Genomic DNA, 22,786 nt, shown 5'->3' on the forward strand with positions numbered 1-22,786 from the left:
GTCGATCCGGCCCATCTCAGGCGGGGGAAGGGGAGTCCGCCTCCGCGGCCAGGAGCTTGGGGGTTCCTGAGCCGTCGGCGGCCGCCGACCACACATCGGCGTGGCCCCAGGGACGGATGATCGCGTAGGCGAGCGTCTGGCGGTCCAGCCACATCGCCTGATCGTCCACACTGCGAGTCTCGGCCAGGTGGGTCACCCGTTGGGTGGACAGGTCCAGGACGGACAGCCGCCAGCCGTGTGCCGGATCGCCACCGACGGCCTCCTTGAAGGCGAGGCGAGTACCGTCGGGGGACAGTGAGGGGCATTCGACGTTGTCCCGCAGGATTCTCACCGTGCGGACGGCGAGGTCTCCCGCCACCAGATAGCGGTGGCCGCCGGTGGACATGGTGGCGTAGAAGTGGTCATCGTCGGCATCGAAGGTGATGCCCCAGAAGTTGCGGTCAGGCGCCGTGGTGAGCCCGTCGCCCCCGGTGACGGCGAAGTCCTCCAGCGTGACCGTCAGCTCGCCCGTACGGGTGTCGAAGATCCCGGCACGCGTGGAGAACGTGCTGCTGTCGTAGGAGTCGCCCGTGACGAAGACCGTCCAGGCGACCATCCGGCCATCGGCCGAGACCCTGGCCCTGTTGGGCAATCCGGCCAGGGAGAAGACCTTCGTCTGGTGCGGCCGCGCGTCCAGGACGGCGACCTGGTAGGTGCCGAGTGCGCCCTCGGGCCGCAGGCACACGGTGGTGCCGCCGGAGGCGTAGACCCGGCTGCACGTGAGCGAGGTGGGCGCGGCGGAGTGGTCGGCGAGCGAGACTCTCATGACCCGGTTCCTCGATCCCGGGGCCGTGCTGCGCACGAGAATGCCGCGACCGGTGGCCGCCTCGGTCGTCGCGACCGGCGGGATGGGTGTGCTGCGCGCGACCGCGTGCCGTATGTAGAAGACGGTGACGGCGGTGAGTATCAGCGTGACCACGGCGGCGATGGTGACGCGGGCGGAGGCGGTCACCGGGCCGCCGTACGCCTGGACAGGGCCGTACGCCTGGACAGGAGGACTGCGGTGGCGAGCGTCGCGACGACGGCGCCCGCGGCGGCTCCCCGGGTCGCCGTTGCGGCTCCCCACAGCTGCCAGGTGAGCCCGAACAGGACCGAGGAGAGCAGGTATGCCAGGGCCTGCCCGGTCTGGACGAGGGCGAGCCCCGTGGTGCGCAGGTGTTCGGGCAGCATCGGACCCGCCAGCGCGATCAGGACGCCGTCGGTGGCCGCGTAGAACACGCCGTACAACCCGAGTGCCGCCACCAGCAGCGGCCATTCGCCCAACGGGCTGAACAGCAACAGGTAGACGGCCGCCAGCGCGCAGTAGCCGCCGAGCACCACGGGCAGTCGCCCGACCCGGTCGGCCAGCGCGCCCAGCGGCGCGGCCAGCAGCAGGTAGGCCAGGTTGGTCCCGACGGCCAGCAGCGGGAACCAGCCGACTGCCAGCGACTCCCGCTGCTGCAACAGCAGGTAGACGAAACCGTCGCCGACGGTGGTCAGCCCCAGCAGGCAAGCCGCCGCGGCGATCCGCCGCACGCCGGGGGTTCCGAGCAGCTCTCGCAACGGCGCGCGCGGGGCGGGGGCGGCGGTGGGCGCATGGTCGCGTACGAACAGCATGAGCACCATGACCGCCACCGCCGCGACGCAGAAGCTGGCGACGAACACCGCGTCGAAGGCCTGCCCAGAGACGGCGAGTACGGCAAGCGCCGCGATCGGGCCGAGGAAGGCGCCGAAGCTGTCCATCGCGCGGTGCAGGCCGAAGGCTCTGCCCAGTGCCTCGGGGGCGGCGGACAGCGTGATCAGCGCATCGCGTGGCGCGGTACGCAGCCCTTTGCCCGTTCTGTCGACGGCCACCACCAGGCCGATCATGCCTGCGGAGCCCGCGGCCAGGAGACCGAGCTTGGCGACGGCTGACAGGGCGTACCCCACCTGCGCGACGACCTTGGGCCTGCGCGTCCGGTCGGCGACATACCCGCCGGCCAGCCTGAGCACGGCGGTGGCCCCCGTGTACAGGCCGTCGACCAGGCCGTAGGCGGCCGGGCCCAGGTGCAGCCCGATGACGAGGTAGAGCGGCAGGACCGCGGTGACCATCTCGGCGGAGACGTCCGTGATCATGCTGACGGCGCCGAGCGCGACGACGTTGGCGCCGACGGCGGCCCATGGCCGTTTCCCGGTGGGAGCGGTGCTCCTTCCGATGGTTGACAGGTACACGGTGCGTGCTCTTCCTCCGTCCGGCGGGGATCAGGGCTTATGTACCAGCGTCGCCACATAGGACGGGCCGCCCGAGGGGAGGATCTCCTCGACGCGCCAGGCCGTTCCCTCTGCCAGCTCGCCGAGCTCGGCCGGGGAGCAGTACAGGTAGTCGAACCACGAGGTGGTCATGGTCTTGTGCCGGACCCGCATCCGGGTCTGCCCGGGCAGGCGGCCGCGGCGCCGGTTCAGCTCGCCGTAGGCCACCTGGGTCGGGTCGAGCTCGCTCAGCAGGTCGGGATCCATGCTGTCGGCGATGATCCGGGCTCCCGGCGTGGCCATCGCGGCGAGGGCGCCGAGGAAGGCCGGGGCGCTCGCCCGCCCCTGGAGCAGGCCCACGTTCGCGCCGAGCAGGAGAAAGGTGTCATATCGCCCGCCGTCGGCCGCGCGGTTCACGGCATGATCGGCGACGGTGGCGTGCACCACCGACCGTAGACCACGGCGCCGGCAGACCTTGAGGGCACCTGGGGAGGTGTCGAGGCCGGTCACCTCCTCCCCTTGCTCCTGGAGCGCCAAGGCGTGCCGGCCCGCGCCACATCCGACGTCGAGCACGCGGCCGCGTGCCCGCTCCATCCCGGTCACGATGTGCTCGGGCCACAGCGCCGGCGGCTGGAACCAGTGGGCCGCCGGGGTGACCAGGAGGTTCCCGTCCTCGCGCTCCACGATGTCGTAGGTCCAGCGCGCCTCGGGAGGGGCCGGCAGCTCGTAGAAGGCGGCCTGCAGCATCTCGCCGAACGCGTCACCGATCCGGAGCTCCGTCTCGAGCAGGAGCGACTCCTCCAGCACCGAGCTCACCTGTCCTTCAGCGCGACCACGCAGGTGTCGTGCTCGCCGAGGGTGAAGGTGGAGATGGACTGGAAGCCCGCGTCGCGCAGCCAGGTGCGGCATTCGGTCAGGGTGTACTCCGAGCCGCCGGGCGACAGCAGCTGCATGTTCAAGCTGATGATCTCGTTCCAGGGGTCGCCGCCGTGCCCCTGCCCGGTGAGCTGGTCGTAGATGAGGAGCGCCCCGCCGGGCTGGAGGGCGCCGAAAGCCTTCCTGATCAACTGGGCGCGTTCGGCGGGCGACCAGTCGTGCAGGACGTGTCCGATGATCAGGACGTCGCTCTGGGGCAGCGCGTCCTTGAAGAAGTCGCCGCTGACGAACCGTGCCCGGTCCCTGAGGCCGAGCGCCTCCATGTGCGTGCCGAAGGCCGACTCGATTCCCCGCAGGTCGAAGACATATCCGCTGAGGTGTTCGTGGGCGTTGAGAATGTGGGCGAGCAGGTTTCCGCGAGCGCCGCCGATGTCGACGACCGTGGTGTAGTTCGCCCAGTCGAACTTGGCGGCCAGCTCGGGACCCAGCGGCCCGCTGACCGCGTCCATCATGCGCAGGAAGCGATCCAGGTGGTCGGGGTCGCCCATCATCCGCTCGAAGGCCGCGGCCTGGTCCTCTCGACCGGCGACCTGCGGCTCGCCGGTCCTCAACAGGCCGGTGAGGTTCTCCCAGGCGGGATACATCATGTGGTTGGCCCGCTCGAGGAACCCGCCGCCGTAGGAGGGCGAGGTGCGGTCGAGGAAGCGGGCCGCCGCCGGAGTGCTGGCGTAGTGGTCGTCTTTCACGTCGAGCAGGCCCAGGGCGGCCAGCGTGGACAGAAAGTCGGGTACGGCGCGAGGGTGCAGACCGAGGCGCTCGCACAGCTCCGCCTCCGTGGCCGGTCCGGCGCTCAGTTCGGTGAACAAGCCCAGCTCGATCGCGCTGAGAACGGCCTTGGCGCCGCAGAACGCGGTGCCCAGCCGGTTGATGTCGGCCAGCGTCGTGATTTCGCGCCTGGGTACGGCCGTTTCCGTCACGTCGGGTCCTCTCTCGATGTGTCCTGCCAGGACGCTGGCAGGCCGATCTCGAGATCCGCTCGAGCATGGCTTCGCTCGACCGGGCATCGCTCGGGTCCAGCGAGGTTCGAGCCGGGCACGAGGGCAGGCCCGCAAGGTCCTGCCATGACCATCGGTTTTCCGCGCGCCCGGCCCGCCGAGGAGACGACGCTGGGCGCCTACGGGCGCCTCGGCTGGTTCAGGACCCTGTTCCTGACCGACGTCTGGGAGCGATTCAGCTTCTTCGGCATGCAGGCGATCCTGGTTCTGTATGCCACCGAGCCGGTCGCGCGGGGCGGCCTCGGACTGCCGGGTACCGTCGCCACCGCGTTGTACGGCTCCTACATCGGGCTGATCTTCGTGCTGGCGGTACCGGGAGGCTGGCTGGGCGACCGGGTACTCGGCGAGTGGCGCGCGACCTTGATCGGCGGCGCCGTCATCGCGCTGGGCCACTTCACCATGGCGCTTCCCTTCCAAGCGAGCGCCTACGCGGGTCTGGCGCTGATCGCGGCGGGCACCGGGCTGCTCAAGCCCAACCTGCTGGCGTTGCTCGGCCGCTTCTACGGCGGGGGGCGTGCGGCGGCACGTGAGGCGGCGATCTCGGTGTTCTATGTCGGCATCCAGATCAGCGCGCTGCTGGCACCGCTGATCACCGGTTTTCTCGGCGAGATGCTGAGCTGGCATCTGGGCTTCTCGGCGGCGGGAGTCGGCATGACCTTCGGGGTGCTGCAGTTCGCGCTGGGCGCCGGGCACTTCGCGGGCAAAGGGCGGGCGCCGGGGCATCCGCTGGACGCGGGTCAGCGGCGGCGCGCGCTGCGACTGCTGGCCGGCGCGGTGGCCGTGGTCGCGGTCCTCCTCGCCGCCGACCTGCTCAGCGGCGGGTTCGGCATCATGCACGTCGTGGCGGCTCTGGGTGTGGTCACGCTGGTGACGCCGCTGGCCTATTTCGCCGCGCTGCGCCGCCGCCCCGAGCTGGACGCGGCCGCGCGGGCGCGGTTGTCGGCCTACCGCTGGCTGCTGCTGGCCTCGGCGCTGTTCTGGCTCTTCGTCATCCAGGGCGGCTCCACGCTCAGCCTGTTCGCCAGAAACTCCACGGACCGGGTCATGTTCGGTCAGCTCGTGCCCGCCAGCTGGTTCCAGTCGGTCACCCCGTTGTTCATTCTGGTGCTCGCGCCGTTGTCGGCGCGGGTCTGGCTGTCGGCGGGCAGCCGGCTCGGGGCACCGGTGAAGTTCGCGGCGGGATTGGCCTTCGCCGCGTCGGGGCTGCTGCTGATGAGCCTGGCCTCCTGGCTGGCCGAGGGCGGCGAGCCGGTTTCCCCGCTCTGGCTGCTGGCCGCCTTCCTGCTGCTGGCCTGTGGCGAGGTGGCCATCGCGCCCATCGGGCTGAGCACGTCGGTCGACGTGGTGCCGGCGGCGCTCACCGGCCGCGTCATCGGCCTGTACTGGACCTTCTCCGCGCTGGGCGGCGGCCTGGGCAGCCTGGTGGTGCGCCTGTCGGACGTCGTTCCCCGGTGGGCGTACTTCCTCATCCTGGGCTTGTCGGGCCTGGGCGCGATGCTCGCCTTCATCCTGGCGCGCGTGCCGCTGACGCGGCGGCTGCGGACGGCGGAAACCACAGCGCTATTCGAGTGACTTTCGAACCGCTCAGAACACCATGAACTAACTAGTCGTCCCGTGAAGGAGCAACGGTGCATCGAACGCTCATCGTCGCCCGGATGGATCCCAAAGACGCGGACTCGGTCGCCCGTCTCTTCGAGGAGTCGGACGCGACGGATCTGCCGCACCGGGTCGGGGTCTCCGGCCGTGCGCTCTTCCAATTCCAGGGACTCTACTTCCACCTCATCGAGGCCGAGGGCCCCGTGGACGCGCGGCTGGCCGAACTGCGCACAGACCCGCTCTTCACCGATCTCAATGAGCGGCTCAAACCGTACATCGGCGCCTACGATCCGGCCACCTGGCGCTCTCCCGCCGACGCGATGGCCCAGACCTTCTACACCTGGAGCCGCTGATGTCCCGCTTCACCGTGATCTCGGCGGCGCAGGTGCCGCCCAACCGGCGCAGGGGCGGCGAACTGCGCGTGGTGCTCGGTCCCGCGACGACCGGTGCCACCACCGGGTTCCTCGGCGTGCTCAGACTCGATCCCGGCGAGCACATCGCCGAGCACTACCACCCCTACTCCGAGGAGTTCCTCTACGTCACCGGCGGCGAGCTGGTGGTCAGGCTGGACGGCGAGCACCTGACCGTGCGGGCGGGTGAGGGCGTGCTGGTCCCCAAGGAAGTCAGGCATCGGGTGTGGAACGACAGCGGCGAGCCGGCCGAGGCCGTCTTTCACCTGTGCCCCCTGGCCCCCCGTCCCGAGCTGGGCCACGTCGACACCGAGCCGTTGCCCGCCGCGCACGAGCCCGCACTCCAGGTCGAGGCCGGCTGATGGGCGCCCGGCATGCGGTGATCACCGGCATCGGCGTCGTCGCCCCGGGTGGCCTCGGGGTGAAGGCCTTCTGGTCGCTGCTCACCGAGGGCAGGACGGCCACCCGCCCCATCTCCGCCTTCGACGCGACCGGGTTCCGCTCCAGAATCGCCGCCGAATGCGACTTCGACCCCGCCCACGAGGGTCTCACCCCGCGCGAGACCCGCAGGATGGACAGAAGCGCTCAGTTCGCCGTGGTGGCCGCCCGCGAGGCGCTCGCCGACAGCGGCTGGCCCCAGGACGACGGGCCCCGCGACCGCGTCGCCGTCGTCATCGGCAGCGCGGTCGGTGCCACCGTCGGCCTGGAGAACGAGTACCTGGTGGTCAGCGACGTCGCCCGTGACTGGGTCGTCGACCACCGCTACGCCATGCCGCACCTGTACGAATATCTGGTCCCCAGTTCCACGGCCGTCGAGGTCGCCTGGCTGGTGGGCGCGGAGGGCCCGGTCACCACCATCTCCACCGGATGCACCTCGGGCCTGGACGCCGTCGGCCACGCCCTGGCCCTCATCGAGGAGGGTGTGGCCGAGGTCGCCATCGCCGGTGCCACCGACGCGCCCATCTCGCCGATCACCGTCGCCTGCTTCGACGCCATCAGGGCCACCTCACCCAACAACGCCGAACCCGAGTCGGCCTCGCGCCCCTTCGACAAAGAACGCGACGGGTTCGTACTTGGAGAGGGCGCGGCCGTCTTCGTCATCGAGGAGCGGGAGGCCGCCCGCCGCAGGGGAGCCCACGTCTACGCCGAGATCTCCGGCTTCGCCAACAGGAGCAACGCCTTCCACATGACCGGCCTGCGGCCCGACGGCCGAGAGATGGCCGAGGCGATCAGGGGCGCCCTGCGGCACGCCAGGGTGGATCCCACCGACATCGGCTACATCAACGCCCACGGTTCTGGCACCCGCCAGAACGACCGGCACGAGACGGCGGCCTTCAAGCACAGCCTCGGCGAGCACGCCTACCGCGTCCCGATCAGCTCGATCAAGTCCATGGTCGGCCACTCGCTCGGCGCGATCGGCTCCATCGAGATCGCCGCGTGTGTCCTCGCCCTGGAACATCAGGTCGTCCCGCCCACGGCCAACCTGCGCGTCGCCGACCCCGAATGCGACCTGGACTACACGCCGCTCACCGCGCGCGAGGTCAGCATGGACACCGTGCTGACCGTGGGCAGCGGGTTCGGCGGTTTCCAGAGCGCCATGCTGCTGACCGCCCCCGGGCGGGCGGAATGAACGCCGTCGTCACCGGGTTGGGCGTCGTCGCGCCCAACGGCACGGGCGTGGACGCCCACTGGGCCGCCGTTCTGGCCGGCACCAGCGGCATCGGCCCCATCAGCCGCTTCGAGGCGGGCGACTACCCGGTACGGCTGGCCGGCGAGGTCGCCGACTTCACCGCCGCCGAACGCCTGCCCAGCCGGCTGGTCGCCCAGACCGACCGCTGGACGCAGCTCAGCTTGTACGCGGCTCAGGCGGCGCTCGCCGACGCGGGCCTGAGCGCCGAGGACCTGGCCGGATTGGACGAGTACGGGCTGGCCGTGATCACCGCCAGCTCCTCGGGCGGCAACGAGTTCGGCCAGCGCGAGATCGCCGACCTGTGGCGGCACGGCCCGCAGCGGGTGAGCACCTACCAGTCGATCGCCTGGTTCTACGCCGCCACCACGGGCCAGATCTCCATCAGGCACGGCATGCGCGGCCCCTGCGGGGTCGTCGTGGCCGAGCAGGCCGGCGGGCTGGACGCGCTGGCGCAGGCGGTGAGCGCGCTCCGCTCGGGGTCGCGGCTGGTCGTCACCGGTGGTACCGAGGCCCCGCTCAGCCCGTACGCGCTGGTCTGCCAGCTCTCGGGCGGCCGCCTCAGCCACCGCGACGACCCCGGCTCCGCCTACCTGCCCTTCGATGTGGACGCCTGCGGCCACATCCCGGGCGAGGGCGGCGCGATCCTCATCGTCGAACCCGAGCAGGAGGCCAGAGAACGCCACGCGCCGCAGGTCTACGGCCGGGTCGCCGGTCACGCCGCCACCTTCGACCCGCCCCCGGGCAGCGGCGGGCGCCCCACGTTGTACCGCGCGGCCGAGCTGGCTCTCCAGCGCGCGCAGATCACGCCCGAGCAGGTGGACGTGGTCTTCGCCGACGCCGCGGCCGTTCCCGAACTCGACCGGGCCGAGGCCGAGGCCATCACGCGGCTGTTCGGGCCGCGAGGTGTCCCGGTGACCGCGCCCAAGACCATGCTCGGCCGCCTGTACGGCGGCGGCGCACCGCTTGATCTGGCAGCGGCCCTGCTGTCGATCCGCGACGGCGTGATCCCGCCGACCGTCGGGGTGCGCGAGCTCGCTCCCGCCTGCGCCGGCCTCGATCTCGTCACCGAGACCAGGCCGGCGCCGGTGCGCCGCGCGCTCGTCCTGGCCAGGGGTTTCGGCGGATTCAACTCCGCGGTCGTCGTCACGGCGGCCGCCTGATGAGAAAGGCAACAGATGCCGGGTTTCACGCTCGACGACCTACGCGTGATCATGCGTTCCTGCGGCGTCGAGGAATCCCTCGACTTCGAAGGCGACATCAACGACATCCATATCGCCAACCTCGGCTACGACTCCCTGGCGATGCTGCAGATCGCCTCGCTGATCGAGCGGGAGACCAGCATCACCATCGACGACGCCGCGTTCGCTGAGCTCGACACGCCACGCACGATCATCCACTACGTCAACGCACAGATTGTCAACGCACAGATTCAGGCGGGCTGACATATGGCCGTACACACCGACAATTCCATCCTTATCTCCGCACCCATGGACCTGGTCTGGGACCGGACCAACGATGTGGAGTCCTGGCCGTCGCTGTTCAGTGAGTACGCCTCGGCCGAGGTGCTGGAGCGCCAGGGCGACGTGATCAGGTTCCGGCTCACCATGCACCCCGACCACAACGGCATGGTGTGGAGCTGGGTGTCCCAGCGCACCCTCGACCCCGTGACGCGCACCACCAGGTCCTACCGGGTGGAGACCGGCCCCTTCAAGTACATGAACCTGTTCTGGGAGTACCTGCAGACCCAGGAAGGCGTCCTGTTGCGCTGGGTGCAGGACTTCGAGATGAAGGCGAACGCTCCGCTGGGCGACGGCGACATGGCCGAGCGGGTCAACGGCAACAGCGTCGTCCAGCTCGAGCGCATCAAGAAGATCATCGAGACCGACGCGGCGGCGGGCTGACCCGTGATCAGGTTCCTGCTCCCGGTGGCGCTGCTGGGCAACGGCCTCGCGGCCGGTGACATGTTCTGCACGGCCGTGGGCCTGGCACCGCTCATGCTGACCCTGCCCTACGGCGGCTACGTGCGCCTCGTGCAGTTCCTGTGGCCGCGCTACGACCCCGCGGTGCCCGCCATCAACCTGGCCACCCTGCTGCTGGACCTGGTCATGGCGGTCATGACCGGGCAGCCGGTGCCGCGGCTGCTCTTCGGGGCGGCCGCGGCACTGATCGGCGCGGTGATCGTGATCTCGGTGGCGAAAGCCGTACCGATCAACCGCTATGTGATGGCACTGGACCCCGAGGCCTGCCCCGCCGACTGGGGCGAGCGCGACCCTCGGCTGCGCTGGCGCAACTGGAACCTGGTCCGCACCGTGCTGATGGTCGCCGCACTCGCGGCCAACGCCGTCGGCGCGGCAGTCCTGACCTGATCATCTTTGGAGGAGACATGCGACTCGATGGCAAGAGAGTCCTGCTGACCGGTGGCACCCGGGGCATCGGCCATGGCCTGGCGCTGGCGCTGGCGCGGGCCGGGGCGCGGCTGGTCACCTGCTACCGCAGCGACGAGGACGCCGCGAAGCTCCTGGCCGCCGAGCTGGACGAGCTGGGCGAACACAAGGTGGTGCGCGCCGATGTGACGGACGCCGGCGACGTCGCCGCGCTCATCGACGAGTGCGGGACGTACCTGGGCGGCCTGGACGTGCTCGTCAGCAACGCCGGCACCATCAGCCACGTGCCCTTCGGCGAACTCGCGGTCGAGGAGTGGCAGCGGGTGCTGGACACCAACCTGACCTCGATGTACCGCCTCGTACGGCAGGCACTGCCGCTGCTGGGTGAGGGCGCCTCGGTCATCGGCATCGGCTCGCGCTCGGCCTTCGTCGGCATCCCCCAGCGCGCTCACTACACCGCCGCCAAGGCGGGCCTGGTCGGGCTGGTCCGCTCGCTGGCCAAGGAGCTGGGACCACGCGGGATCCGCGTCAACCTCGTCTCGCCGGGCGTCATCGACCCGGGGGACGGCACCCTGCCCGAGCCGGTCAGGCAGCGTTACGAGGGGCTCACCGCGCTGGGCAGGCTCGGCACCCCCGAAGAGGTGGCGGGGCCCGTGCTGTTCCTGGCGGGCGACCAGGCCGGCTATGTCACCGGCGAGACCATCCACGTGGACGGAGGGATTTGAGCATGAGCGCTGACGTCTTTCGAGTGATGCTCCGCATGGAGGTGCTCCCCGGCAAGGGGGCGGAGTTCGAGAAGGTCTGGCACGACAGCGCGGCCACCATCACCGGCCAGCCCGCCAACCTCGGCCAGTGGCTGTCCCGCAGCGCGGAAGAGGACGGCGTCTACTACATCGTCAGCGACTGGGTCGGGGAGGAGCCGTTCCGCGCCTACGAGCGCAGCGAGGCGCACCTACGGCACCGCGGCCGGCTGCATCCCTACCGGTCCAGCGGTTCGATGACGACCATGCACGTCGTCCACGATCTGGCCGGCGCGGCGCGGCGGTCATGAGCAACAGACTGCGGGTCCTGCTGCACACCGTGGCCCCCGAGTCCGGGCCGTCGGGGCTGGAGCAGGCGTACCGGCAGATCAGCGAGGAACTCGCCGGCACCCCGGGACTGCTGGGCAACGAGCTCATGCACTCGCTCCTGGACCCCGGCACCTTCGTGGTGATGAGCGAGTGGGAGAGCCTGGAGGCCTTCCGCGTCTGGGAGGAGGGCTCGACCCACCGCCAGAGCACCGCGCCGTTGCGCCCCTACCAGGACCAGCGACGCCAGGATCGCTACGGCATCTACGAGGTCGTCGCTTTCTACTGAGCCGCCTTTCACGGAGTACCTGACGGAGGTCTTCACGTGCTCGCCGTACTGGACGTTCTCGCGCTCGTCGGGAGCGGCGTCACCGCGGGCGTGCTGTTCTGCGTCGCGCTGAGCATCGTGCCCACCTTCGCCGCGCTGCCCCCCGACACCTACATCCAGGTGCACCGGCTCGTCGGCCGCAACTACGACCCCACCATGCCGATCATCGTCATCGGCACGACCCTCGCCGCCGCGGCGCGGGCCACCCTTACGGCCGGCTGGCCGCAGCGCCTGCCGTTCACGCTGGCCGCCGTGCTGCTGCTGGCCGTGTCCCTGGTCTCGCACCTGGGCAACGTGCCCATCAACCGCCTGGTGAAGTCGCCGGAGCGGGACGTGCCGCACTCGCGCCTGACCGACCTGCGGCGCAGGTGGCGCGCACTGAACCTGCTCCGCACCGGGCTGGCCCTGCTCGCCCTGGCCTGCATGGCCATCGCCACGGTGGCCTCGCCACACACATGAGCTCGAGGAGGAGTTATGGACGAGAGAGCGATGGGCGAGGAGGAGTGATGGACGAGAGAGTCATGGGCGAGAGAGCGATGGACACTGCTCTGGCAGGCAAGCGCCTGCTTGTGACGGGAGGCACCAGGGGGGTCGGCAGAGCCACGGTGCTGGCCGCCGCGCGGGCCGGAGCCCGCGTGGTGACCTGCTTCCACGCCGACGAGGCGGCCGCCGCCGCCCTCTCGGCCAAACTGGGCACCCCGCACCGGATCGTCCGGGCCGACCTGACAAGAGCCGACGACGTCGCCCGCCTGGCCGCCGAGTGCCGTACGGAGTTCGGCGGGCTGGACGCCGTGATCAACAACGCGGGTGTAGACGGTCACAGCCGCTTGGCGGACCTGGACGAGCTGGAATGGCAGCGCGTACTCGGGCTGGATTTGACCTCGGTCTTCCGGGTCACCCAGGCATGCCTGCCGCTGCTCGGCCCAGGCTCGGCGATCGTCAACGTCGCGGCATCGGCCGCGCTGCGGGGCGTACCGGGACGCTCCCACTACACCGCGGCCAAGGCCGGGATATTCGGCCTGACCCGCTCCCTGTGCAAGGAGCTGGGACCTCGCGACATCCGGGTCAACGCCGTGGCACCCGGGATCATCGACACCGGAGGTGGCGATCCGCTGCCGCCGCCCGTCGTCGAGCGCATCAAGAGCATGACGGCCCTGGGCCGCCTGGGCCGCCCGGAAGAGGTGGCCGCCGCCTCCCTCTACCTGGCGGGCGACCTGTCGGCCTACCTGACAGGCACCACCCTGACCGTCGACGGCGGCATCTAGCGGAGGAGGGGCCATGCCCTACGCAGCCATCACCTACAACGTCAAGCCCGGCCACGAGGACGAGATCGCGGCCATCTTCGCCGACTTCCAGCGCGTCGACACTCCCGAACTGCGCGACGAGGAAGGCAAGATCGCCGGCCGCCTGCTCGGCACGGCCGTGTTCATCAACGACGCGACCCTCGTCAGGTTCATCCACTATGAGGGCGCGATCGAGCACGTGGCCAGGCACATGGCCGGGCACAAGGGCGTGCACCTGATCGAGGAGAAGCTCAAGCCCTACCTCGCCGGCCCCCGCGACACCGGTACCACCGAGGGGTTCAAGCGGCACTTCTCGGCGAGCCTGATGCGCTGCATCTCCCAGCTGTCGGCCGAGCCGGCGAAGGAGACGACGGCGTGATCGCCGTCATCGGCCTGGGCGGGATGGGAGCGGGCCTGGCCCACCGGTTGCTGGCGGCGGGATTCCCCGTCACGGTCCACAACCGGACTGCCGGGCGGGCCGAGTCCCTCGCCGGGGCGGTCGTGGCGGCCTCGCCCCCGGAGGCCGCGGCCGGCGCCGAGCTGGTCCTGCTCTGCCTCAGCGACGAGGCCGCCGTCGACGCCGTCCTGACCGCGCGGGTGCTGGCGGAGGTGAAGCCGGACGCCGTGATCGTCAACACCTCCACCGTGTCGCCCGGCTACTCCCGGCTCCTGGCCGGGCGGGTCGTCGCCGCCGGACGGCGCTTCGTCGAGGCGAGCCTGCTGGGCAATCCGTCGCAGGCGCGCGCGGGCGAGCTGCGGGTGCTCACCGCGGGGGAGGCGGAGGACGTCGCGGTGGCGCGCCCCGTGCTGGACGCGCTGGGCAAGGAGGTGATCCATCTCGGGCCCACAGGTCAGGCCGCTGCCTTCAAGCTCGTCTTCAACCTGCTGCTCGGCGCGCAGGTCGCCTCTCTCGCCGAAGCCGTCGTCTACGGCGTGCGGGCCGGGATCTCCCGCGAGCTGCTGCTGGACGCGATCGCCGCCAGTGGCTTCAGCTCCAAGGTGATGGCCTTCCGCGCCGGCATCATGCGCGAACGCCGCTACGAACCCGCCGCCTTCAGAGCCAGATTGATGGAGAAGGACCTGCGCCTGGGTATGGCGGCCGCCGCCGAGCTGGGCGTCGCCCTCCCGGTCGCGGAACGCGCGGCCGAGCGCTTCGCCGCCGTCATCGCCTCGGGCGACGGCGATCTGGACGCCGCGGTCCTCATCGAGCTGGCCGAGCGCGAAGCGGCGGCGGGTGCGCATGAGTGACGGGGCACCGGTGCTGCGCGGGCCCGTCGTCTCCTACGAGCACGGCGAGCACATCGACGAATGGATCGACCGGCAGGCCTCGCTGCACCCCGCCGCCCCTGCTCTGCGCTGGCGCGGCCAGGAGACCTCCTACGCCGACCTCGTCGTCGACGCCGAGACGATGGCGGGGGCGCTGGCCAAGCGCGGCGTCGGCCCCGGCGACGTGGTGCCGGTCAGGATGCGGCGCGGCCCCCGCATGGTCGCGGCGCTGCTGGCCGTACTGAAGAGAGGCGCGGCCTACGCGGCGGTCCCTCCAGACTGGCCGCGGGCCCGCTACGAGCAGCTCACCGACCTGGTCACCCCCCGCGTGGAGATCACCGGCGCGGGCGGGACATTGCGCCACGGCGTCGTCACCGCCGCCACGCTGCTACGCGAGGGCTGGCGCCTGCCGCCCGCCGAGCCACCCGAGCGCGGCTCGGGGACCGACCCCTGCTGCGTCTTCCTCACCTCGGGCAGCACCGGCACCCCCAAGGCCGTGCTGGCGCCGCACCGAGGCGTGATCCGTACCGCGCTCGACCCGCTGCACACCCTGGACGGGCCGATGAACTCGCTGCAGAGCGCGTCCGTCGCCTGGGACGTGTTCGCGATGGAACTGTGGGTCCCGCTGATGCGCGGCGGATTCTGCATGCTGCACGAGGAGGGGCACCTGACAGCCGCGGGCATCCGCGACGCGGTCGCCCAGGGCGTCAACGTGCTGGCCCTGCCCGCCGTGCTGTTCAACGCGGCCCTCGACGACGACCCCCGCTGCCTGGACGGCATCGAGCTCATGGTCACCGGCGGCGAGCGCGCCTCGGGCCGGCATTTCGCCGCGGGCGTGCGCGAGCACCCAGGGATGCGCCTGGTCCACGCCTACGGACCCGTCGAGAGCTCCATCTGCGCCACCGCCCACCTGGTGACCAGCGCCGAGGAGGGAGAGGATGTGCCGATCGGCCGTCCCGTGGCCAACACGACGGTGTACCTGCTGGACGCGGAAGGGCGGCTGAGTGCCCCCGGTGAGCTCGGTGAGATCGCGATCGGCGGCGACGGACTGGCCATCGGCTACCTCGGTGATCCCGAGGCCACCGCCGACCGCTTCCCCACACTCGAGCTGGACGGCGAGCCGCGACGGGTCTACCTGACCGGCGACCTGGCCAGGATCGACGACTCAGGCGACCTGGTCTTCGCCGGCCGCCGCGACCGCCAGATCAAGCTGCGCGGCTTCCGCATCGAGCTCGGCGAGGTCGAGCACGTCATCGAGCGCGTCCCAGGGGTCGGGCGCGCCGCCGCGTTCGCCCTGCCCGCGGGCACGCGGGTGCCGGTACGGCTGGCCGCCTGCTACACCACCGACGCCGGCACCCGGGTCGGCCCGAAGGCCCTGCGCGAGGACCTGCTGAGCCGCCTGCCCGAGGCGTTCGTCCCCGACACGCTGGTCCCGCTCGCGGCGCTGCCGCTGCTGGCCAACGGCAAGGTGGACTACGCCGCGCTGCCCGGCCTGCTCCCCGATCCTGACGACGCCGGCGGCGCCGCCGAGCAGGAGCGGGACAACCCCGCGCCGATCGGCCCCGAGCTGCGGACGATCATGGAGCTCGCCGGTGACCTGCTGGACCGGCCGATCGGCCAGGGGGACGACCTGTTCGTCAGGGGCGGCACCTCGCTCACCGCCGTACGGCTGGCCAACCGGATCCGGGTCAGGCTGGGGCAGGTCATCGCCGCCGCCGACATACTGGAGCGCCGTACCCCGGCGCGGATCGCCAAGCTCCTGCACCCGGGTTCCATGACCTGCGCGGAGGCGGAGGACGGCAGCCCGGACTGGCTCGACGGGCTACCGCTCAACCAGTACAGATTCTGGCTCAGCGAGTGGCTCAGCCCCGAGCACGACCAGGCGCTGATCGGCATGGAGTATCGGCTGCGCGGGCCGCTGGACCGAGCGGCCCTGGCCGCCGCCGTCGACACCGTGGTCGGCTGGCACGAGTCGCTGCATACCCGGCTGCCGGCCGTACGACGCAGACCGGCCATCGAGATCCTCGACCCCGCGTCCCTGCCCTCCGTGTTCACCGTCGCCGAGCCGGCGGGCGACCTGGCGGCGGCGCGGCAGCTGGCCACGGCCTTCGCCCGGCGCCGCTACCACATCGGGCGCGAAACCCCGCTCGGGGTGCTGCTCATCCCGCTGGGCACCGATGATCACCTGCTGGTGCTGTCGGCGCACCACTCGGGGTTCGACGGCTGGTCGGAAGTCCTGTTCTGGCGGGACGTGGGCCAGGTCTACGCCGACCTGGTCGCGGGCCGCCGTCCGCCGGACCGCGTCCCGACCTCCTTCCACCGCGTGATCGCCAAGCAGGAGCGGTGGGCGGCGCCCCGCTACGACGACGCGTGCCGTTTCTGGGCCGACCACCTGGCGGGGATGCCCGCGTTGCCGCTGCCCGGCCCGGCCGACGAGGTCGGTCCCGCGGCCGAGCTCGTCCTGGCGATCGACCAGAGCCTGCTGGAACGGGCGGCGCGGGCCGCGGCGCTCGCGGGCGGCACCGTGACGGCGCTGTTCCTGGCCGCCTACGTTCGCGCGCTGCGCGCCCACACCGGCGCGGACGACTTCCCCGTGACGGTGCCCGTGGCCGCCAGGTCCATCCCCGAGACCGAAGACGTGATCGGCTGCTTCGCCTCTCTCATCACCCTGCGCTTCCCCGGGCTCTCCGCCCATCCGATGGCGGCGGTCAGAGCAGTCGCCGACGGCCTGCGCGCGGCGGTCTCCTCGCCGGTCGTGCCGATCGACAGGTTCTACGACCCGCCGGCCGACGCACCCCGGCACCCGCTGCTCCAGGTCCGCTTCGCCATGCACGACTACGCACCGGGCCGGATCGAGCTGCCCGGCATCACCTGCGAGGGCGAGCGCATCGGGCCCGCCCGCGAACGCAGTGACGTGGCCTTCGAGGTCTGGCCCGCGCCGCGGCCTCGTGCCATGCTGCGCTACCGCTCCGACGTGCTCACCGAACCCGAGGCCCGGCGCCTGGCCGACCGCTGCCTGGCCGAGGCCGAGTCCCTCGTCACATCCCTGTCCGCCGGAGACTCCGCGATTCCAAGAGCCTGACGACCAGGGCCGCAGCTCTCAGGCGGCCCTGGTCGTCTCCCCGGCCCGTGGTTCTCAGGTTCGCATGGGGGCGGTGGCGAACTCCTTCATGCCGTCCTCGAAGGCCACAGTGGGGGCCCAGCCGAGCTCGCTCCTGAGGCGGGCGGGGGAGGCCACGAGGTGGCGCACATCGTCGAAGCGGCAGCGGCCGGTGATCACCGGCGCGGGGCCTCCCGACAGGTCGGTAAGAGTGTGGGCGAGCTGCCCGACCGTCCTGGGCGCTCCCGTCGCCACGTTGTAGGCGCGGAACCCCGGGCGGTCCACCCCTATCGCGGCCACATTGGCCAGCGCGATGTCGCGGACGTGGATGAAGTCCCTGCGCATCGCGCCGTCTTCGAACAGCTCGATGGCCTGCCCGTTCTGCAGGACCGAGCGGAAGACGCAGGTGACCCCGGAGTAGGGGGAGTCGTGTGACATGCCGGGGCCGTACACCTGGTGGTAGCGCAGCGCCACCGCCGTGCCGCCGGTCTCCCTGGCCCATGCTCCCACCAGGTGCTCCTGGGCCAGCTTGGTCGCACCGTACACATTGAGCGGGGCCAGCCGGTCGTCCTCGTCGAGATCGGCGGGCGCCGTCGTGGACCCGCAGCGGGGGCAGAGCGGGTCGAAGCGGCCCTCGGCCACGTCGGCGGGCGAGCGCGGCCCCGGCGACACGCGGCCGTGCTCGGCACAGGTGTAGACGCCCTCACCGTAGATGACCACGGAGCTGGCGAAGACGAGCCTGCCCATTCCCGCCTTCGTCATCGCGGCCAGCAGGATCGCCGTGCCCATGTCGTTGATCGACGCGTACTCCGGCGCGTCGGAGATGTGGTGCCCGCGGCCCACCATCGCGGCCTGGTGGCACACGACATCGACCCCGCTTATCGCCGCCTCCACGGTGCCGGGATCGCGGACGTCCCCATGGATGAACTCCACGTCGTCGGGGAAGTCGGGCAGCCGTCCCCCGTGTACGGCCGGCAGCAGGGCGTCCAGGACCCGCACCTCGTGACCTTGCTCCCGCAGGGCCTCCACGATGCGGGTCCCGATGAACCCGGCTCCTCCCGTGACCAGAACGCGCATGTCTCTAATGCCTTTCGGAGCGGTCGCCGAACTGGTCGAGCATCTCCTCGACCAGCGTTGTCGAGTGGGTGCCCGCCGCGAAGGCGGGATGGTCGATGACCTGCCGCAGGAAGCCGGCGGTCGTGTGGAGGCCCGCGCCCTCGATCCGGAACTCCGCGAGGGCCCGGTCCATCCGGCGCAGGGCGGCCTCCCTGCCGGGCGCCCACACGACGACCTTGGCCAGCAGTGAGTCGTACTCGGGACTGATCCGCTGTCCGGCGTGGCCGTGCGTGTCGACCCTGGTGAAGGGACCGCCGGGCGGGACGAAGGTGTCCAGCACCCCGGGCGTCGGCATGAAGGCCCGCGCCGGGTCCTCGGCGTTGACGCGGCACTCGACGGCCACCCCCCGCGGCGCCACGTCGTCCTGGGTGAGCGACAGCGGCTCCCCGGCCGCGATCAGGATCTGCTCACGCACCAGGTCGATCCCGGTGACCATCTCGGTCACCGGATGTTCCACCTGCAGCCGGCAGTTGGCCTCCATGAAGTAGAAGCCGTCCTTCTCCACGAGGAACTCGAACGTGGCGGCTCCGGTCAATCCCAGGACACGGGCGGCGTGCGTCGCGGCGGAGGTCATCCCGTCGAGCAGGCAGGCCGGCAGCCCTGGCGAAGGCGTCTCTTCCAGCAGCTTCTGCCGCCTGCGCTGGACCGAACAGTCTCGCTCACCCAGATGGACGACGCCGCCGTGCTGGTCGGCCAGGACCTGAACCTCGACGTGGCGGCTGGATCGCAGGTAGCGCTCCACGTAGACGCGGTCGTCACCGAACAGGGACCGCGCCTCGGCCCTGGTCCTGGCGAAGGCTCCGGACAGCTCGCGCGGATGGTCGACCACGGCCATGCCGCGCCCGCCACCGCCGGCGCTGGCCTTGATGATGACCGGGTAACCCAGATGGTCGGCCGCCTCCTGGGCCTGCACGGCCGTCGAGGTCGCGGTACGGCTGCCCGGCAGCACGGGGAGCCCGGCGCCCACCACGGCGGTACGCGAGTGGACCTTGTCGCCCAGGGTGGACAGCACCCGCGGAGACGGGCCGATGAAGGTGAGGTCGTGGTCGGCGCAGACCTCGGCGAAGTCGGGATCCTCGGACAGGAAGCCATACCCCGGGTGGATGGCGTTCGCGCCGCAGAGCCTGGCGGCCTCGATGACGGCGGGGATGTTCAGGTAGCTGTGACGCGCGGGCGCGGGGCCGATCTGGACGGCCTGGTCGGCCAGCCGTACGGCGGGTGAGTCCGCGTCGGCTGTGGAGTGCGCGACGGCGACCCTGATGCCGAGTTCCTTGCAGGTGCGGACGATCCGCAGCGCGATCTCCCCGCGGTTGGCCACGAGTATGGTCTTGAACATGGCGCTCAGGAGGTTTCCGGGATGATGACGAACAACTCCTGGCCGTACTCGACGGGTGTGCCGTCGATGACGCAGGCCATGGCCACATGGCCGGCCACGTCGGCGTCGATCCTGTTCATCAGCTTCATCGCCTCGAGGATGCCGAGCTGCTGACCGGCGACGACGTAGTCGCCCACCTGGACGAACGGCTTCTCTCCCGGGGCGGGCGCCGCGTAGAAGGTGCCGACGAGCGGGGCGGCGACCGCGTGTCCGGACACGGTGGCAGGGGTGGCGGGCGGATCGGCGGAAGGGACGGCGGGCGGATCGGTGGAAGGCGTGGCGGGCCAGGCCAGCTCCACCTCGGCGCCGGAGAAGGCGAGCCGCAGGTGCGCCACGGGGCGGTCGCGGGTGGCGTCCAGAATCCCGATGAGGTGATGCCGCAACGTTGCCAGGGCTCCCGTGGCCGCTGAGTCCTGCGGTGGTGTGTCAGTTGGTGGTGTGTCAGTCATGGAAGTCTCCCGTTCCCGGGCCCCCGTACAGGGAGAAGCGCCTGCGGCGCTCCTCTACCAGTACGGCGGGCTCCAGCTCTGCAAGCTCGTCCAGATGAGCGGCGACCGCGTCCTTGACGGCCATGGAGGTGGCCTGCGGATCGGTGTGGGCGCCGCCGGGCGGTTCGGGGATGACGGCATCGACGATGCGGTGTCGTAGCAGCCCGTGCGCCCCGAGCTGCAGGGCCGCGGCGGCGCGCGGCGCGGCGGCCGGGTCACGCCACAGGATGCTGGCACAGCCCTCGGGGCTGATCACCGAATAGACGGCGTTCTCCAGGGCCAGCACCCGGTCGGCCACCGCCAGCGCGAGAGCTCCGCCGCTGCCTCCCTCACCGGTGATGACGCTGACGATGGGAACCGGCAGTCCGGACATCAGACGGAGGTTCTCCGCGATGGCGAAGGCCTGGCCGCGCTCCTCGGCCTCCTGCCCGGGATGGGCCCCCGGCGTGTCGACGAGCGTCAGCACGGGCAGCCGCAGCTTGGCGGCCAGCCGCAGCAACCGCCTCGCCTTGCGGTAACCGGCGGGCGAGGGCATCCCGAAGTTGCGGGCGATCCGCTCACGCAGGTCGTGGCCTTTCTGGACGCCGATCACCACGATCGGCCGCCCGGCCAGGTCGCCGACGCCGCCGATGATCGCCGGGCAGTCGCCGGAGGCGCGGTCGCCACGCAGTTCCTGGAACCCGTCCACGATGGCGTCCACGTGGTCGAGCGCGGTGGGCCTGCCGGGATCCCTGGCGAGTTGCACGGCCCGCCACAGATCGGCGTCGTCAGGGCGGCCCATGACCCGGCTGACCCTCGCGCACGGCACACGGGGAGGTCGCTCGCCGTCGGCGGTGGCGAGCAGCCGCCCGATGACCTCGCGCAGCTCGGCGCGCGGCACGATGGCGTCGATCAGGCCATGCTCCAGCAGGAACTCCGCCGTCTGGAAGCCATCGGGCAGCCGATGGCCGATCGTCTGCTCGATCACGCGCGGCCCCGCGAAGCCCATGCGCGCCCTCGGCTCGGCCAGGATCACGTCGGCGAGCGCGGCGAAGGAGGCGGCGACACCGCCGTAGGTAGGGTCGGTGACCAGCGAGATCGTCAGGATTCCCGCCTCGTCCAGCCTGGTCAGGGCCTGGCTGGTCTTGACCATCTGCATGAGGGCCAGGGCCCCCTCCTGCATGCGCGCCCCGCCCGAGGCGCTGATGAGGATCAGCGGGATCCGGTCGTTCAGGGCCTGTCGCGCCGCCCGCTCGATGCGCTCACCGACGCCGCCGCCCAGGCTGCCGCCGAGGAAACGGAAGTCCATCGCGCCCGCGACGAGGGGACGCCCCATGATCGTGCCCGTCGCGCAGACGATCGCCTCATCCAGCCCTGTCGACTCGCGTGCCTGTTCCAGGCGCTCGCGGTAGGGGCGGATGTCGGTGAAGTCCAGCGGGTCGTCGGCGTCGGGCGGTGCCGGCAGTTCCTTCCACTCCCCGTCGTCGAACAGCAGCTCAAGGCGGTGGCGGGCGTCGAGCCGCCCGTGGTGCCCGCATTCGGGGCACACCTGCAAAGTGCGGGCCAGCCGCCGGTCGTACACGGGGGTGCGGCAGCTCTCGCAGCGCGCCCAGGTCCCTTTCACCATCGGGCCTCATCGGGGGCGTTGCCGAACTGGGCCCAGAGTCGCCTCTCCTCGTCGGAGGGCCGCAGGTGCGATACGAGACGCTCAGGGTGCCCGGGGACCATCGCCTCCTCGGGAGGCATCCAGTCCCCCGACCATGAATAATGGGAGTGGCCAATCGCCGCCAGACCTGTCGTCAAATAGCGGGCGAATGCCCGGGATTTCGTCCAGAAAAATTTTCCGATGATTTTCAGGGACATCGCACGCCCTTTGTTAACAGCCGGTTACCTTACCGGATGTGAGCAATTGTCATATTCTCCGCCTCGCTCGATTGGCGGCGCGAGAAGATTGTTGGGGACGTCCTTCCTTGTGACTCTGCGTCTCGCCGCTCGAGGATCGGTAGAGATCGACTTGAGGTGCGACAATCCGACTATCGGTCATAAGAAGTGTTATGTCAGACAAACGGAACATAGCTCGCATTGTTGATCATTGTGTCGTGTGGTGCCAGGTAGGCGTCGGTCCGCCGATCCCGTCGGCGCCGAGCAGCTCCAGGGCCTCCTGGGGCGCGGGTGATCCGGCGGCGCCGGCTCGCCCGCGCCGCAAGGGGCCCTGGTTGCGGACGGTAGGCGCCTCATCCGTTAAGTGACACATAACGCGGTTCTGGACTGTCCCCAATGACTGTTGACAATGTTCTTTGGAATGTTGGGCAATTCTTGACAGCCTAACGGTGACGCACTCGTCACTTTCGGAAACATTGCCAGGTCGACCCGCTTCGTTGTGGACGCGGCCCGCGGCAGAGTTGCCAGGGAATAGCCAGCTTCGGCGGCCTGTCCGGATTTATGTTCAGATGCTGTCACAAACCCTGGACTTTCAATAACATGCTTCTATATGTTGCTCGATGTGACTTAGTCAGAGCGCCTCTG

25 protein-coding genes are annotated in these 22,786 nt (G+C 70.8%); 16 read left to right on the forward strand and 9 right to left on the reverse strand.

Features of this window, described 5'->3' with window-relative positions; translation table 11 throughout:
* Positions 1-16 precede the first annotated feature (16 nt).
* Genes AB0C30_RS31730 through AB0C30_RS31745 form a run of 4 tightly spaced genes read right to left on the reverse strand, consistent with a single transcriptional unit; the run spans position 17 to position 4,100 of the window.
* Positions 17-991, reverse strand: coding sequence for a hypothetical protein (locus AB0C30_RS31730; RefSeq protein ID WP_357951553.1), 975 nt, complete (start codon positions 989-991; stop codon positions 17-19).
* Positions 988-2,229, reverse strand: coding sequence for an MFS transporter (locus AB0C30_RS31735; protein ID WP_357951554.1), 1,242 nt, complete (start codon positions 2,227-2,229; stop codon positions 988-990). Before AB0C30_RS31735 ends, AB0C30_RS31730 begins: the two co-directional genes overlap by 4 nt.
* A 30-nt stretch (positions 2,230-2,259) precedes the next feature.
* The gene (locus AB0C30_RS31740) at positions 2,260-3,063 is read right to left on the reverse strand and encodes a methyltransferase domain-containing protein (RefSeq protein WP_357951555.1); all 804 of its coding nucleotides are present in this window, start codon (positions 3,061-3,063) and stop codon (positions 2,260-2,262) included.
* Positions 3,060-4,100, reverse strand: a complete 1,041-nt coding sequence (locus AB0C30_RS31745; RefSeq protein ID WP_357951556.1) for a methyltransferase — start codon at positions 4,098-4,100, stop codon at positions 3,060-3,062. The genes AB0C30_RS31740 and AB0C30_RS31745 overlap by 4 nt, the downstream gene beginning before the upstream one ends.
* A gap of 144 nt (positions 4,101-4,244) precedes the next feature.
* Here AB0C30_RS31745 and AB0C30_RS31750 point away from each other — a divergent pair, with 144 nt between their 5' ends.
* Genes AB0C30_RS31750 through AB0C30_RS31825 form a run of 16 tightly spaced genes read left to right on the forward strand, consistent with a single transcriptional unit; the run spans position 4,245 to position 17,284 of the window.
* Positions 4,245-5,750: an oligopeptide:H+ symporter gene (locus tag AB0C30_RS31750; RefSeq protein ID WP_357951558.1), complete on the forward strand. Its 1,506-nt coding sequence runs from the start codon at positions 4,245-4,247 to the stop codon at positions 5,748-5,750.
* Between the two features lie 56 nt (positions 5,751-5,806).
* A complete protein-coding gene (locus tag AB0C30_RS31755; protein ID WP_357951560.1) occupies positions 5,807-6,127 on the forward strand; it encodes a TcmI family type II polyketide cyclase in 321 nt (106 codons plus the stop codon).
* Entirely contained in the window at positions 6,127-6,546 is a 420-nt protein-coding gene (locus AB0C30_RS31760; RefSeq protein WP_357951561.1) for a cupin domain-containing protein, read from the forward strand. Before AB0C30_RS31755 ends, AB0C30_RS31760 begins: the two co-directional genes overlap by 1 nt.
* Positions 6,546-7,814 (forward strand): beta-ketoacyl-[acyl-carrier-protein] synthase family protein, encoded by a 1,269-nt coding sequence (locus AB0C30_RS31765; RefSeq protein ID WP_357951562.1) that lies wholly within the window; start codon positions 6,546-6,548, stop codon positions 7,812-7,814. Before AB0C30_RS31760 ends, AB0C30_RS31765 begins: the two co-directional genes overlap by 1 nt.
* Entirely contained in the window at positions 7,811-9,034 is a 1,224-nt protein-coding gene (locus AB0C30_RS31770) for a ketosynthase chain-length factor (protein WP_357951564.1), read from the forward strand. The genes AB0C30_RS31765 and AB0C30_RS31770 overlap by 4 nt, the downstream gene beginning before the upstream one ends.
* Before the next feature lie 15 nt (positions 9,035-9,049).
* Positions 9,050-9,316, forward strand: coding sequence for an acyl carrier protein (locus tag AB0C30_RS31775; protein WP_357951566.1), 267 nt, complete (start codon positions 9,050-9,052; stop codon positions 9,314-9,316).
* A 3-nt stretch (positions 9,317-9,319) separates the two neighbouring features.
* On the forward strand, positions 9,320-9,775 hold the full coding sequence (locus AB0C30_RS31780) for an SRPBCC family protein (protein WP_357951567.1): 456 nt from the start codon (positions 9,320-9,322) through the stop codon (positions 9,773-9,775).
* A gap of 3 nt (positions 9,776-9,778) precedes the next feature.
* The gene (locus AB0C30_RS31785; protein WP_357951569.1) at positions 9,779-10,240 is read left to right on the forward strand and encodes a DUF1772 domain-containing protein; all 462 of its coding nucleotides are present in this window, start codon (positions 9,779-9,781) and stop codon (positions 10,238-10,240) included.
* 17 nt (positions 10,241-10,257) lie between these two features.
* On the forward strand, positions 10,258-10,983 hold the full coding sequence (locus tag AB0C30_RS31790; protein WP_357951571.1) for an SDR family NAD(P)-dependent oxidoreductase: 726 nt from the start codon (positions 10,258-10,260) through the stop codon (positions 10,981-10,983).
* Positions 10,984-10,985: 2 nt separating this feature from the next.
* Positions 10,986-11,309, forward strand: coding sequence for an antibiotic biosynthesis monooxygenase family protein (locus tag AB0C30_RS31795; RefSeq protein ID WP_357951573.1), 324 nt, complete (start codon positions 10,986-10,988; stop codon positions 11,307-11,309).
* Positions 11,306-11,614 (forward strand): antibiotic biosynthesis monooxygenase, encoded by a 309-nt coding sequence (locus AB0C30_RS31800; protein ID WP_357951575.1) that lies wholly within the window; start codon positions 11,306-11,308, stop codon positions 11,612-11,614. The genes AB0C30_RS31795 and AB0C30_RS31800 overlap by 4 nt, the downstream gene beginning before the upstream one ends.
* Positions 11,615-11,650: 36 nt before the next feature.
* Entirely contained in the window at positions 11,651-12,112 is a 462-nt protein-coding gene (locus AB0C30_RS31805; RefSeq protein WP_357951577.1) for a DUF1772 domain-containing protein, read from the forward strand.
* Between the two features lie 47 nt (positions 12,113-12,159).
* The gene (locus AB0C30_RS31810; protein WP_357951579.1) at positions 12,160-12,918 is read left to right on the forward strand and encodes an SDR family NAD(P)-dependent oxidoreductase; all 759 of its coding nucleotides are present in this window, start codon (positions 12,160-12,162) and stop codon (positions 12,916-12,918) included.
* A gap of 13 nt (positions 12,919-12,931) precedes the next feature.
* Positions 12,932-13,315, forward strand: a complete 384-nt coding sequence (locus AB0C30_RS31815) for a SchA/CurD-like domain-containing protein (RefSeq protein ID WP_357951581.1) — start codon at positions 12,932-12,934, stop codon at positions 13,313-13,315.
* Positions 13,312-14,184, forward strand: coding sequence for an NAD(P)-dependent oxidoreductase (locus tag AB0C30_RS31820; protein WP_357951583.1), 873 nt, complete (start codon positions 13,312-13,314; stop codon positions 14,182-14,184). Before AB0C30_RS31815 ends, AB0C30_RS31820 begins: the two co-directional genes overlap by 4 nt.
* On the forward strand, positions 14,177-17,284 hold the full coding sequence (locus AB0C30_RS31825; protein WP_357951585.1) for an AMP-binding protein: 3,108 nt from the start codon (positions 14,177-14,179) through the stop codon (positions 17,282-17,284). Before AB0C30_RS31820 ends, AB0C30_RS31825 begins: the two co-directional genes overlap by 8 nt.
* 54 nt (positions 17,285-17,338) lie before the next feature.
* Here the strand turns inward: AB0C30_RS31825 and AB0C30_RS31830 are convergent, their stop codons facing one another.
* Genes AB0C30_RS31830 through AB0C30_RS31850 form a run of 5 tightly spaced genes read right to left on the reverse strand, consistent with a single transcriptional unit; the run spans position 17,339 to position 22,123 of the window.
* Positions 17,339-18,379 (reverse strand): NAD-dependent epimerase/dehydratase family protein, encoded by a 1,041-nt coding sequence (locus AB0C30_RS31830; RefSeq protein WP_357951586.1) that lies wholly within the window; start codon positions 18,377-18,379, stop codon positions 17,339-17,341.
* A 4-nt stretch (positions 18,380-18,383) separates the two neighbouring features.
* The gene (locus AB0C30_RS31835; protein ID WP_357951587.1) at positions 18,384-19,754 is read right to left on the reverse strand and encodes an acetyl-CoA carboxylase biotin carboxylase subunit; all 1,371 of its coding nucleotides are present in this window, start codon (positions 19,752-19,754) and stop codon (positions 18,384-18,386) included.
* 5 nt (positions 19,755-19,759) lie between these two features.
* Positions 19,760-20,242, reverse strand: coding sequence for an acetyl-CoA carboxylase biotin carboxyl carrier protein (accB, locus tag AB0C30_RS31840; protein WP_357951589.1), 483 nt, complete (start codon positions 20,240-20,242; stop codon positions 19,760-19,762).
* Positions 20,235-21,887 (reverse strand): acetyl-CoA carboxylase carboxyltransferase subunit alpha, encoded by a 1,653-nt coding sequence (locus AB0C30_RS31845; RefSeq protein ID WP_357951591.1) that lies wholly within the window; start codon positions 21,885-21,887, stop codon positions 20,235-20,237. The genes accB and AB0C30_RS31845 overlap by 8 nt, the downstream gene beginning before the upstream one ends.
* Entirely contained in the window at positions 21,881-22,123 is a 243-nt protein-coding gene (locus tag AB0C30_RS31850; RefSeq protein ID WP_357951592.1) for a DUF6059 family protein, read from the reverse strand. Before AB0C30_RS31850 ends, AB0C30_RS31845 begins: the two co-directional genes overlap by 7 nt.
* Between the last annotated feature and the right edge of the window lie 663 nt (positions 22,124-22,786).

The sequence above is a fragment of the Nonomuraea sp. NPDC048901 genome (assembly GCF_040649695.1).
Classification (GTDB): domain Bacteria; phylum Actinomycetota; class Actinomycetes; order Streptosporangiales; family Streptosporangiaceae; genus Nonomuraea.